This is a genomic window from Synergistaceae bacterium (assembly GCA_031272035.1).
Taxonomy (GTDB): domain Bacteria; phylum Synergistota; class Synergistia; order Synergistales; family Aminobacteriaceae; genus JAISSA01.
Genome location: JAISUO010000038.1, coordinates 1 through 12,582 on the forward strand (window position 1 = coordinate 1; position 12,582 = coordinate 12,582).

The 12,582-nt window shown below is 57.3% G+C and carries 10 protein-coding genes; 1 reads left to right on the plus strand and 9 read right to left on the minus strand.

What is annotated here, in order from left to right:
• Positions 1-22: 22 nt before the first annotated feature.
• From LBR61_04545 to LBR61_04575, 7 genes are all read right to left on the minus strand, one after another.
• The gene (locus tag LBR61_04545) at positions 23-208 is read right to left on the minus strand and encodes a hypothetical protein (protein MDR1731343.1); all 186 of its coding nucleotides are present in this window, start codon (positions 206-208) and stop codon (positions 23-25) included.
• A 24-nt stretch (positions 209-232) separates the two neighbouring features.
• Entirely contained in the window at positions 233-385 is a 153-nt protein-coding gene (locus LBR61_04550) for a hypothetical protein (protein ID MDR1731344.1), read from the minus strand.
• Positions 367-705 (minus strand): hypothetical protein, encoded by a 339-nt coding sequence (locus LBR61_04555; protein ID MDR1731345.1) that lies wholly within the window; start codon positions 703-705, stop codon positions 367-369. Before LBR61_04555 ends, LBR61_04550 begins: the two co-directional genes overlap by 19 nt.
• A 1-nt stretch (position 706) precedes the next feature.
• The gene (locus LBR61_04560) at positions 707-4,606 is read right to left on the minus strand and encodes a hypothetical protein (protein ID MDR1731346.1); all 3,900 of its coding nucleotides are present in this window, start codon (positions 4,604-4,606) and stop codon (positions 707-709) included.
• A 71-nt stretch (positions 4,607-4,677) separates the two neighbouring features.
• Positions 4,678-5,436: a hypothetical protein gene (locus tag LBR61_04565; GenBank protein MDR1731347.1), complete on the minus strand. Its 759-nt coding sequence runs from the start codon at positions 5,434-5,436 to the stop codon at positions 4,678-4,680.
• Positions 5,433-6,635 carry a type II secretion system GspH family protein gene (locus LBR61_04570; protein ID MDR1731348.1) on the minus strand — a complete coding sequence of 401 codons (1,203 nt, stop codon included), beginning with the start codon at positions 6,633-6,635 and terminating at the stop codon, positions 5,433-5,435. Before LBR61_04570 ends, LBR61_04565 begins: the two co-directional genes overlap by 4 nt.
• 71 nt (positions 6,636-6,706) lie before the next feature.
• Entirely contained in the window at positions 6,707-7,243 is a 537-nt protein-coding gene (locus LBR61_04575; protein MDR1731349.1) for a hypothetical protein, read from the minus strand.
• Positions 7,244-7,947: 704 nt separating this feature from the next.
• On the opposite strand from LBR61_04575, the gene LBR61_04580 reads away from it, so the two are divergent.
• Positions 7,948-9,222, plus strand: coding sequence for a PAS domain-containing protein (locus LBR61_04580; GenBank protein MDR1731350.1), 1,275 nt, complete (start codon positions 7,948-7,950; stop codon positions 9,220-9,222).
• 28 nt (positions 9,223-9,250) lie between these two features.
• Here LBR61_04580 and LBR61_04585 read toward each other — a convergent pair whose 3' ends face one another.
• Entirely contained in the window at positions 9,251-11,188 is a 1,938-nt protein-coding gene (locus LBR61_04585; GenBank protein ID MDR1731351.1) for a WG repeat-containing protein, read from the minus strand.
• Between the two features lie 36 nt (positions 11,189-11,224).
• Entirely contained in the window at positions 11,225-12,388 is a 1,164-nt protein-coding gene (locus LBR61_04590; protein MDR1731352.1) for a CapA family protein, read from the minus strand.
• Positions 12,389-12,582 lie beyond the last annotated feature (194 nt).

The following is a 12,582-nucleotide window of genomic DNA, read 5'->3' on the forward strand; positions in this document are numbered from 1 at the left end:
ACTGGCTTTCCTCTGACCCATATCACTGGCGGACGTAGTCCCGGAGGTTCGAAGCGCCCACATCCTTCACGCCGTTCCGGCGGGGGAAGACCGCGATCCGCGGAACGTCGTCCTCGAATACCATGTCTTCCCTCACCCATATCTTCATATCTCCCGCCTCGACCGCTCTGTATCGGTCGGGTTCCTCCGACGGCAAACCGCTCTGCACGAGAGCGTAGTCGCACCCCCCGACTCAGGTGTAGAAAACCGTGGTGATCCAACAGTCTTTCGCGCCCTGCCCGCGCTCCAGAAGCATATCCCGCGCTTCAGGCGTCACATCCGCGCTGACAACCAGCGCCAGAAGGCAAACCGACAGACAGATCTCCCTCAGGAGCCCACGCGGCACGAAACAACCTCTTCATTGTGCTCGTAGAGCTGAACCGTAACGATCCTTTTTTTAAAACGCTCCGCGAACTGCTTCAGGGTCACCGGCCTTTTTTTGTCATCCCAGAATTCGCAGGAATCCGCCAGAACGCCCGACACTTTTTCCCCGTCCACCGTCAGAATGATCGTCGCCGGCTTCGTCGCGTCGTTGATCTCCTCCAGCGTGCCGCTGGCCTCCAGAACCACCAGCTCCATCTTCGCCTCCGTTCCGGCGGGGAACATCGCCGCCCCCAGAAGGAAAACACACACCGTCAGCCCCAAAAACAAAATTCGTTTTTTCATATCAATAGGTCTCCTTCCAGTATTGGAGGTAAGGAATATCGGGAGAAACCGTAATTACCCTGGTAATGATGTGGCCAACACCCTCTCCCACGGCCAGTTGAGTCTTCTCCCCTTCCTGACTGTAAACATCGTTGAACTCGCCGCTGACGCCCGAACCCGACGTATCCTGGACTGAAAAGAAGATGTTTCCGCCCTTGGCCGTCGCTCCGGAGAGCTTTTTACCCTCCAGAACCACCGCCGGCCGGGTGGGATCGCTGGCATTTCTTCCCGGCCACAGCCCCTTGCCCGTAAAGGGACTCAGGGCGTAGACCTTGGCATCCCCCAGCTCGGGGCAAAGATCCCGGCTGGCCATCTCCTCGGGAATCGGCTTGGGAACGAACGTCGCCACGTAGAGCACGCCCAGATAGAGGAAGGGGGGCACCGTGACGTATTCAGCCTTCGTCACGTCCGTGGCCGGACGCAGTTTCAGAGCCCAACCGTTCTGCACCTGGGCCAGAGTCGGCTCGGGTTCGTCTCCCGGATTGATCGCTCCGGGAGGATTTCCGGGCAGCGAGTCCTTCACGTAGGGCCGCTGGTAGAGGTCGGAGGTCACGGTGCTCCTCGGGGCCGACGTCAGGTTCACTCCAAAAATATACTGCTCCGGGTTCTCCATTTTTCGGGTGTCGGTGTAGTCCGGAACTCTCAGGTCGCAGGTTCCGCCGAAAATCCATTTTTGATAAGGCGGTTTCGACGTTATTCCATACTCCAGCGCCTGAGCGATGAACACGGGCTTTGAATTGTCCGCGGTTCGCAGCTGGAAAACGCTTTCCAGTTTCCAGGTGTTCACCGACCCCGTGGTGTCGCAGGAAAGGACGTTCCCCTCGCTGTCGGCGGTGAAGAAGGCCTCTATATTCTTCAGCTTCTTGTTCCCGTCTTTTGCCGCAACGTAGGAAATCGGAGCGATCATCATCCCCAGAGAACGCCCCGCGGGCGTGATGAAATCGGTGGCGCTCTTCCCCAGAGGATTGAGAATCTCTCCCGTCAGAGGCTCGAAAACGTAAATCACCTTCCCCTGAGAGTTCGCCCCCAGCTGATACCCCAGCCCGCCGGGCAGAACGCCCACGTCTCCGGGAGCCGCTCCTTTGTGGTCGATGGAGAGAATCGCCGGACTTACGATTGTGAGCCCCAGATCTGTGTAATCCGACTTCACGTCCGACAGACCCGCCACGCTTCCCCAGCGTCTCAGGCCATCCATAAGAGGGCTGGCCTCCTCGGTGACGCCGTAACGGGCGTTGTCCACGGCCCACAGGAATTTGGGCTGATTGGCGGGGCTTGTCACGTCCAGAACATAGATACCGTTGCCGCCCCAGCCCAGGTTGCCGAGAAGAGCGGTCTTGTAGTTGTTGCCGTCGCGCACTTCCTTCGCGTTGAGGGGACCGTCCAGCAGCACCAGCACCTTCGAGTTGAGGTGGGTCGTTCCGTCGTTCTCCAGATAGTCGTCAGGCGCGGACTTATCGTATTTCAGATCTTTGAGGCGGCCCTGGAAGATGTTGGGGGGAATGAAGGCCCATTCTTCGTTCCCGGTCAGGTCGTTGACCGCGTGAAGAACGCCCCGGTTGGTCTGGAGGTACACCCGGACGTCACTGCTTGTGGTTCTGCCGGTGATGCCGGGATATTCGTCCGCGGAGGCGAGGCCCACCACGGCGAATCCTCCGTGCTCCATATCTCCAAGGACGGTATCGGCCGCCACTTCCAGCCCCTCGCTCATCCGGTGATACCGGTGGAGCCATTTGTTGAATTTGGCGCTGTCCGTGGAGGGGACTCCGGCAAGGTTCTCCAGCAAAGTCGTGGATACCAGTGACGTCGTCGTCGCCGTGTCCGTCGTGCTGTTGACCGTGTAGATCTGCCTGGCGTCCAGGTTGCCGGACATGAGCCTGTCGTTGAACTCCCACCGGTTTTTCAGCAGGGTCAGGTCGTCGGAGAGCACTTCATATTTCTGGAACCACCCCTCCCACTGGTCGAAAACCGCAACCTTGTAAGCGGGAAGATAAAGAGCGTTCATATTGTCCTCCACGTTGCTCTGAAGAACCGGGGCGCTGGAGGCGTATTTGTCGGCGTTGATGCGCATGAGCACCGATTTCAGACTGGTGAGCAGGCTGGGAACGTCGTTGGCGAAGTAGGGTTTCGATTTGGGGTTGGGCGTTCCGTCGGTGTAGGGTACGCCGTACTGGGCCATGGCCGTCAGCTCATTCTTCAGCTTCTGGGAACTGGGGTCGGTCTCGTCCACAAATCCCACCACGATCGTCCGCACGCCGTGGTCCATGGCGAAGGTGTTGTCCTTCCACTTACTGTCCGACCTGTCCCACTTGCGCCCCCTGATGTTCTGGGTGTTGAGGTAGAGTTTCCGGACGGCGTCGGCCCCCGTGGCCGTCTGCGCGCCGGGATCGCTGTCGTTGCCCGCCGTGAAGACCACCAGCCAGTTGTTCTGGCAGGAGCCGATGACGGGGAAGTAACCCCGGGTATCGCTCCCTCCTCCACTGTTGAACGCCAGGTTCTGGGACCTGGGGGAGAAGAAGTCGATGACGCTTCCTACCGCGTTCCCCGCCTTCAGGTCCTCGCCGCTGATGTCGTCGTGGATCAGGAAGTTCTTGAATTTGATATACCCGTACGCGTACATCTGAGTTTCCGGCGAGAGCCCAAAATAAATGGCGGGATGGATGTACCCGGGGGAACCCGCGTCTCTGGTGGCGGCGCCGTTCAAATGGTCGTCTCTCCCATAGATGGATGTGGCGAGAGGGGTTTTGCCGTCCGCGATGAACTCGGGGTCCACGTAGCCTTCGTAGGTATTGCCGTCCCCTTTCTCAATCCCGTTGATATAGAGCTGGAATTCGGCCAGGTTGTCCGTGGACACCACCTCGCCCGTGTCCCGCGTCTTGTAGAGATAATCGAAGGGAAGCTTCAGGAGGGCTCTGTTGACTCCCACCCACTGGGACGAGCCTATCGGGTAGACATAAAAGTCACGGATAATCCCCGCGTACACGGAGGAGGAGTTGTTGTAGGGCCCGCTGCCTCCCGACAGGGTTCCAATTCCCGAGGACCAGTCCGGCCCGGCTCCATGGGGGAAACTGATGTTGTTTTCACTCGTGTAGGTTCCGCTGTAATCTCCGCTGAGGACGTTGCTGTAAGTCCCCGAATCCCAGGGATCATATTTGTAGAAATCCGCTCCGTACAAAGTGGGGAAGTTGGTTTCCTGATAGCTGGTCGCCATCCCTATGTGCATCCGGCTCAGAAGGGATTTGCTTTCCTCCCCCAGAAGACGCCAGAGAACCAGCTTCATCTGATACATCCGGCTGTCGTTGGGAACCAGATACTGATTCGCCAGGTTCAGGGGCACCGGCTGACCGTTGGTGAGATAGGGCTGCAGCGCCCCGGGGAAGCCCGCGGGCCAGGGCGTTCCCTCCCTCCACTCCGCAAAGGTTCTGTCCCTGAAGGTCAGATAGTAGGGCCTGTCGGGGTAAGGGCTGTAGTAGCAGTTGATGTTGCCGATGATATTGTTGCTCGCGTCCAAATCTCTGCCGTAGCGCAAATAGGTGTTGCTCGTCTGCTCCACGCCGTTGCGGATGACCGGCCTCGTCCCCGTCCCATAGGTGGAATACTGATACATGGCCGCGCGCTCGTTGGGATTGAAGGTCACATCGATCATCGGCATGCGTCCCTTGGGCGAAAAGGTCATGGGCGACCCCGTATCCAGCAGGAACAGAACGTTGGGATCGATACCCTCCACATAGTTGTCGTCGATAGGGTAATCGGTGGTTTTCTCGAAGGAGCGCAGAGGAATGAGAGGGGCTCCTTCTCCCGCGAGACTCAGCGAAAATACGCACATACTCAGCAATATCAAAAAGATGACTGCACGTTTATTCATTTTTTCCTCCCCATGGCACGTCAAAAAATGCCTCCATAGTTTTCACCGTTCTTTTGGAAAACGGACGTCCCTTACATATCCGCGCTGGACACCTGGAAAAAGGCCTGATCCACCAGCCGGATACGCTGCCGGGCTCCACCCGAAACGTCGAAGAGCTCGGCTCTCACCAGATAGGCTCCAAATTCCCTCCAGCTCACGGGGTTGAGAATCGTCTCCTCGTTGATTTTCCAGAAACTCGAAACATCGACGTCTCTTCCGCTTTCCATCAAATATCCCGCGTCCAGGTCCGCGCTGGACAGCACCACCAGAGGCGCCGGAATCTGCGCCAGCACGTCGGCGGAGATAGGCGTTATTATATTCGCTGCCGTGTAGGTTACATCGTAAACTTTCAGGGTCAGCAGCTGCTGTCTTTCAGGGATGGAAATATCCCTCCTCAGAGAGTAAGCCGCACTCCCCGGGAACCCGTCGGAGCTGGCGGGCAGCGCGGGAATCTGAGGGATCAGCAGGTCCTGATCGTTGGAGACGTTCGGGTCATAAGGATGATCGTAGTCGATGGTGGGCCGATGGAGCGCCTCTCCCTTACGATAGTTGTACTCGGAAATTCTGCCCTTCACGTCCTCGATCACGTCCGTCATCCGCGTGTGCTCCACGTAGGCCTCCCGCTGCTGAGCGGTCAAATTTATAAACTGCGACGCGGCGGTGAAGGCAAAGGTAATCAGCGCGGCTCCCACCAGGACGATCACCAGCGCCGTGGGAAGCCCCATGCCCCGCCGTTTTTTCTCCACGAATCGCCTCATCCGCACAAGAAAGGAACTTTTTATCCCGTTCAATTTCTTATCCTCCAGGTCATACTCTGCGTAATGATACGAAACCTTTTGTCAGCCTCCGAAAAGGGAGCCGCGAAGGAAGGCCAGGCCGGAGGCGTCCCTCTGGCGGCGGAGTCCAGCTCCTCTCCCCTCATGGCAAGATACATCGTCAAAAGACGATTTCTCACGTCAAAACGGAAATACATTCCCGCCACGTTGTAGGCAAGAATGTTGATGCGGCTCGTGTCTCCGTCGGTGAAATCCGACCCGAAAACCTCCTGCACCAGACGCCGGTTCTGGTCCACGTAAAGACGGGCAACCCTCACGCCGTAGACTTCCTCGAAGCCGCCCAGAAGACCTTCCAGAGGCATGGCCGTGCTGCTTCCGGGGGCCATGCGAAGCGCCAGAGTCTGAGTGCCCGTAGAGCCGGGAGAAATCCCCCGCACCAGCATGGGAACGCGCAGGGTGGGGAAAATCACCCAGGAGCGGACGTCACGGCCGTTCGAAACCTGCAAACTGACGTTTTGTCCGTCCAGCGTGAAGTTCTGAAGCCTCTGGACGGCGTTCGGCAGGGCAAAATGGAACGTCAGAGAGGGCACTGAATTTCCGTTCCAGTACATGGCGCTGACATCGCCGCTCACGATTCCCTCAATTACCCCAGCCTCCCGGCTGGCATCCGTAATAATCACGTCGCTGGAATTCGGATTTCCCACCTTGATGAAGTGCTTTGAGGTCTCCATCGTAAACGGAAACGCCCAGGCGTAATAAAGCTGAGGCCCCACGTAAACGTTGCCGCTTGAGTCCAGGTCCAGCCTTGGAGAGTCCACCATGGTGCCGCTCGACGACATGGGCCCCAAAAGCGCCGGGGATCTGGGAGGCGAGACCGGGTCGAAGGAGGCCAGAGTGATGGGGCCGCCCCAGTCTTCACTGATTTTGCCCATATAGGCCATCACCGGATCGGAACCGCCGATACCCGTGAACGCCTCGGCGAAGGAACCCTCTCTGCGCCTGTTGTTGGGCATACCCAGAGAGACGTTGGTGATCTCCCGCCCCAGCCACTGGAACACGTATTCGATGTCACCCCGTCCGCCGGCGTAATCCCGCGTCTGAAAAAACATTCCATAAAAAATATACAGAGAGGTGAGCACCACTGCTCCCAAAATACCCATGATGATCATGGATATCAGCAGTTCAAGAAATGTAAAGGCGCGCAAACGCCGCAACTTCATCAGCCCCCTTTTCGATCGATCGTCCGGGATCCCTTCGCCGGGTCGGACACTGGCCTCGCTCCTCATCAGACATCTCCGCCGTATCGATCGTCCGGAACCGTCTTACTGGATTTTGCGTTGATTCTTTTTTCGATCGTAAAATCCTCAAGTCCGGTGTGCCTCGTCTTTATTTTCAGTTTGACGGTTCTCACGCCATTCACGGGAGTGGGGCCCATCGTCGTGTTGGTCGCGGGATCGTCCACAATGACCCTGAAGCCCTGAATAGTGAATCCGTTCGGATTGGTATAACTGCCCGTGGCCGATGGATCCAAAATCTTCGCAACCGTGTTGGTGGCGCTGGCCATTGTAAAAGACAAATCCTCCGGTTCGGGATCGATGCACTCGAACACCTCGAACCAGCTGGCGGCCAGCATACGCGCGTTCAGGTCGTTTCTCGCGAAGTTGTGCAGCTGAGTCGACCATACGGCCGTCGACATGATCGCCCATATCGATATTCCAAGGACGAGCATGAGGATAATGGCTTCCACCATGCTCATTCCTCTGCGTCGTCGGGATCCTCCTCCCCATCGCACTACAGCCATTCTCAACGCATCGATCGTCAAAATTGGGAATCCCTCCCTTATGTCATTTCTCCTGTCTATTTCGACAGATATTTCTCTGAAAAGATTTTTACCAAATTTTAATTTAGGTACATAAGAAAGATTATGTATAAAAAGTCACTTAGTCAATAGGTCTTAAGTCGCACAAAGAATAAGCAAATAGAATTATAAAAAAAATTTCAGATTTATTTTATTCCTGAACGGACAAAAGCACCGGAAATCACCGATTTTCGCGGCTCCCCGCTTTTTCATTCCCGTGTTTTTCATTCCGAATTTTTCAGTCCGATTTTTTCATTCCTGTTTTTTATACCCGTGCTCCGTCTCCGCTTCGCGCGGACATTTTCACCGGTGACTGCATGAAAGTCCCATGGACTTTTATGTAATTTTACAAATAAGTCCATGGGTGTTTTAGGATAATTTTGTTTTGTCCTTTTTTACTGTTCACTCATTACGGAAACATCGAAAAAGATTTCATTTTTTCTTCTTCGCTTTATTTCCCGTTTCAGCTTCGATTGACAGGGTCAGGAGAATACTTCGTCGCGTCGTTGCGTTTTAGGGGCAATCGATTTAAAATACAATAAACGTAAAGGGGTAAACTCTGTTGTGGGGAGTCCCTCTCGTCAACCACAATGCCAGCAACAATAAAGAAGAGCTCCCCCGTAGCGTCGATGAAGGCGCGGGAAGATCGGATTTAGGAGGAATGCGCGATGGCCGCCTGTCTGGACGTACTGCCTTTCATCAACACGTTGCCGGACTCCGTGCTGATACTCGGTAAAGAACGGGGAAACATCATTGGAGCCAATGATGTGTTCCTTCGGCATACCGGATTGACCCAGGAGTCCGTTCGTACCTCCAGGCTGTTGGATCTTCCCTTTTTCTCACGGGTCAACCGGCGTCACCTGCTGCGGATTTACGTCAAGGCCCTGCGAGGCGTCAGTGGACGGGAAACCATGCCCATCCAGTACGTCACCCCGGGGCAGAACCTCAAAAACGTCATCGCCATGGCAACCCGCTTCGAGTCGGATGGGGAAACGTACGTCACCTTCACTTTCCGGGAACCTTCGGGCCCGGAAGAAACGGCGGTGGACGCCAACTCCTGGGAGAACTGCCTGAAACTGACCTGCGAGCCCTACATGGAATTTCGTCCCGTCTCTCCCCTCGTTCCGCCTCTGGAGCTGGAGGACCGGCTTTCGTTTTTGACCATGGCGGGAGATACCCTGCGGGTCAAATACGCCAACGCCGCCGCCGTGGATCTGTTTGACCGGGAAAAAGGCACTCTGGCGGACAGAACTTTCATTTCATTTTTCAAAAAAGAAGAAGACGCTCTTCGTTTTCTGGACATGCTTTCCGTGGTGGGCCAGATGAAGGCCGAGACGATCGTGGCCGTTGGGGCGGATCAGGTCGCGGAGGTGGAGGTCAACTGCGTCGTTCACTTCGACGACAACGGAGGAATTGAGGCGCTCTACTGCAGCCAGCGGGACCTTTCAAGCGCCAGACGCTACGAGGCCATCATCGGAGGCAGCCGCGTGGAGACGGATTTTACCTTCAACCAGCCTTTCATGGGTGTGGCCTACCTTGTTCCCGTGCCCCATCCTCTGGAGCGGCCGAATCCCCAGAACGTGGAGGCCAGCCTTGACGCCATGCTGGATCAGATTTTGATTACCCGGGCCAACCACGCCATGATGACGCTTTACGAGTCGGACAGGGCGAAGTTCATGATGAAGCCCATGCGGGAGCTTTTTCCGGATACCGCTCTGGCTCGAAAGGTGCTGAAGGAGCTTTTCGTCATCCGGACGTCGTCGGCCGCCATCTACGAATCCAACGAACGGGACCTTCGGTACGTCACCGTTTTTCGCGCGATTTTCGACGAAGCCGACCGGCTCAACGGCATCATGATGATCGCCTCGAAGTACGAACAGGGCTTCCAGGCCCGCTACAACAACAAACCGGAAACGCATGCTCCCTCGCTGGATTTGGTGTAAATCGAATTTGGTGTAAATCCAAGCCTGGCTATTCGTCCGGACGGGCGATATACCACCAGCGTCCGTCGCGGCTGACGGCCGTTCTGTTCTCCTGAAAGGGAAGCACCGCGTCGAAGAGCGGAGGGATGAAGATCGTTCCGGTTACGACGTCGAGAAATCCCCAGCCGCCGTTCTCGGACCGGAAGGGGACAGGAGCGCCGGGGTTCCCTGAAGACGCGGCGGCCCGAGGCAGCTCTTTTTTATGGAGGAGCTCCAAAAATTTCCCCTCACGGTCGATAAAGCTCAACCGTCCCTTTTCGGACTCCACCTGGGCCATGCCCGATCGAAAGCGGGGGGCCTCCGTTTTCCAGGGCAGAAATGACGCCCGGATGAGGATTTTGCCACTGCGATCGATAAACCCCGTACGACCGCCGGTCAAAACCGCCGCCAGCCCTTCGGAAAAGCTCCCGGGCGCTCCGGCCGGGGGAACGTCGAAACGGGGTTTTATTATGACCCGTCCCTTCGTGTCGATGTATCCAATCTTTTTCCCCGACTGAACGGCTGCCAGCCCTTCGCTGAAAGGCCAGGCGCAGGAGTAGCTGTTTTTGACGACCCAGTTCCCCTTTTCGTCGATGTAGCCCCACCGATTTTTCAGACGCACCGGGGCCAGGCGTCTCTTTTCTCCCTCTCCTTCGCCTTCGCTGAAAACCCCGGCGGCTTCGAAGTGAAAAGGAATGCGCAGCTCGCCCTTCCGGTCGATATACCCCCAGCGGTCCCCGGAGGCCACCGGCGCAAGAGCCCCGGAAAAATCCCCGCCGTCCTGAAACTCTTTCGCAAAAGCCAGACGGCCCGCCAGGTTGATGTAGTACTTTTTGCCCCTGTAACCGACGGCGGCAATTCCACCAGAAAAGGACCCGGCAGACGAGAATGCCGCGCCGAAAAGCGGCGTCAGCCTCCTCCCCACGTATCCCCACCGCCCGTCGGTTCCCCGGGCCGGCGCCAGTCCCTCGGAAAAAGGCAGGGCCTCCAGGAACACGGGGGCCATCACCCAAACGCCTCTGCGGTTGATATAGCCCCAGCGGTCCCGAAAGGAGACGCTCGCCACTCCCTCCGAAAAACTCAGCGCGTCGTCGAAGGCGGCCTCGATTTCCAGTTTTCCGGCAGTGGAAATATACCCCCATTTTTTCCCTCGACGCACGGCGGCCAGGCCGTGGCTGAAGCTCCATACCCTGTCGTAAACCGGCGGCACGACCCAGCGCCCGTCGCGATCGATAAAGCCCCACTGACTTCCCCTGGCGACTCCGGCCAGCCCGTCCGAGTAAACCCGTCCCTGAAAGACGGCGTCGAAACCGGCGGGAATGACCGGCGCGCCGGAGGCATCGAGAAAACCGATCTTTCCTCCGTTGCGCACGGCGGCACGGTCCTCCGCGAAGGGCCAGGCTCCCTCGTACAGCGGCAGCACCACCCACTGTCCACGGGAATCGATAAAGCCCCATCGTCCATCCATCGATACGGCCGCGCGATTTTGATAAAATTCTCCCGCCACGTCGAAATCGGCGGAGATGACCCGCTTCCCCAGGGTGTTCACGTATCCCCACCGGTCCCCCGAGCGCACGGCGGCCAGACCCTCGCTGAAGGGCCCCGCGGCGAGGTAGTCGGGGCTGATGACCATCCGCCCCTTCAAATCCATAAATCCCCACTTTCCCTCCACCGACACGGGGGCAAGGCCTTCCTGATGGGGTTTCGCCTCCGACAGACGGGGAGACGCCACCCATCGTCCCCTGGGATCGATATAGCCCCACCGTCCGCCGGACATGACCGCGGCAAGGCCTTCCGAGAAACGCTCGGCCCGCTCGTAACGGGGGGAAAGCAGCCAGTCCAGCCCCTCGGAATCGCTTTCCAGGCTCCATCCCCTTTCAGTGAAGGGAAAAAAAAGAAAGGACAGAAATAAAAACAGAAATAACTCGAACTTTTTTATGATTTTCATGAGGTTTTTATTTTATGAACCTTTTTTTCACATTTTTCACAGGGGAGATTTGATGCGCCCCTTTGGCAAAACGTCCGGTGAACGCAGGTCCCACAGCGTGTAAAAGCCCTCCTCGTCCGCCTCGCCACTGGCCCCCAGAAAATCCAGAACGGCCCGGCTCGCCTTTCTCAGCAGCTTCAGTTCCGAAGCCGGAAGCCCCGCGTGGTTGAAGCGGTCGCTCTCCCCTCCGCAGACCACCTCGCACAGGTACCGTCCTTCTCTTCGAGTGACGGAGACCCGTGTGGGAGCGACGGAAACCCGGGAAAGAACCAGACCGCCGTCCTGAAGTTTTTCGAAATCCACTGCCAGAACGCAGCTTCGTTCACGGGGCAGGGTCCGCTGGTAGGAGACGAAGTTCCCCAGAGACCAGACGACGAGATGTCGTTTGCCGCCGGAGGAGACAATTTCGATGGGCTGCAAAACGTGAGGGTGGGTTCCGATCACGAGGTCTACGCCGTTTTCCACGCAGAGCGCGGCGATTTCCCTTTGGCTCCGCGTGGGGACATAACGATACTCCTCTCCCCAGTGAAAACAGGCCACCAGAATATCGGGGGACGCCAGACGGGCACGGTCCAGTCCCCGCTGCACCGCTTCAGCGGAGATCGTGTTCAGACGGACGTCGCCGGAGGCCAGGACGCGGTTGCTGCCATAGCTCCAGGAGGCAAAGGCCCATCTCAGCCCGGCGTACTCCAGAACCAGGGGCTCGTCGGGCTCGATTTCCCCTCGGCTCAGCCCCGTCCAAAAGATGTCCGCGCTGTCCAGAACGTCGATGGTCCGCGAGGCGCCCGTCACTCCCCGGTCCAGAATGTGGTTGTTCGCCAGAGTGAGAACCTTCACCCCCAGATCCGTCAGCGCCTCCGCGAGAGAATCCGGCGTGTTGAAGGAGGGATAACCGGCAAAACCGCTCTTCTCTCCAGCGAAAACCGTTTCCAGGTTGCCCACCGCCAGAGCATCCGAGAAAAGGGGCTTCACCCGACGAAACTGCGGTTTGAAGTCCCAGACTCCCTTCCCCCGGCGGGCTCCGTCCAGCTGTTCCCGGTGGGCCATGATGTCTCCCACGAAAACTGCCCGAAAGCGCGGTTCCGCTCCGGAGGTCAGGGAAGGACACAATATCAGGCCGCACAAAACGACCCAGATCAACGTCAGCCGCATTCTTTTCATCCTTCGGACCTCTTTCTTCATTCGCCTCACCCGCCGCTCATTCGTACGCTCTCCCGCCGGAGCCGATATTAAAACTTCTTCCGTTTCTCCCGTTTTTCATTATATCTCACAGAGTTTGAGATTCATGTTGGAATAGCAGATGGACAGTGTCGGTGAAATCGACTAATATAAACAGTATCGAGGTTTTTATATGC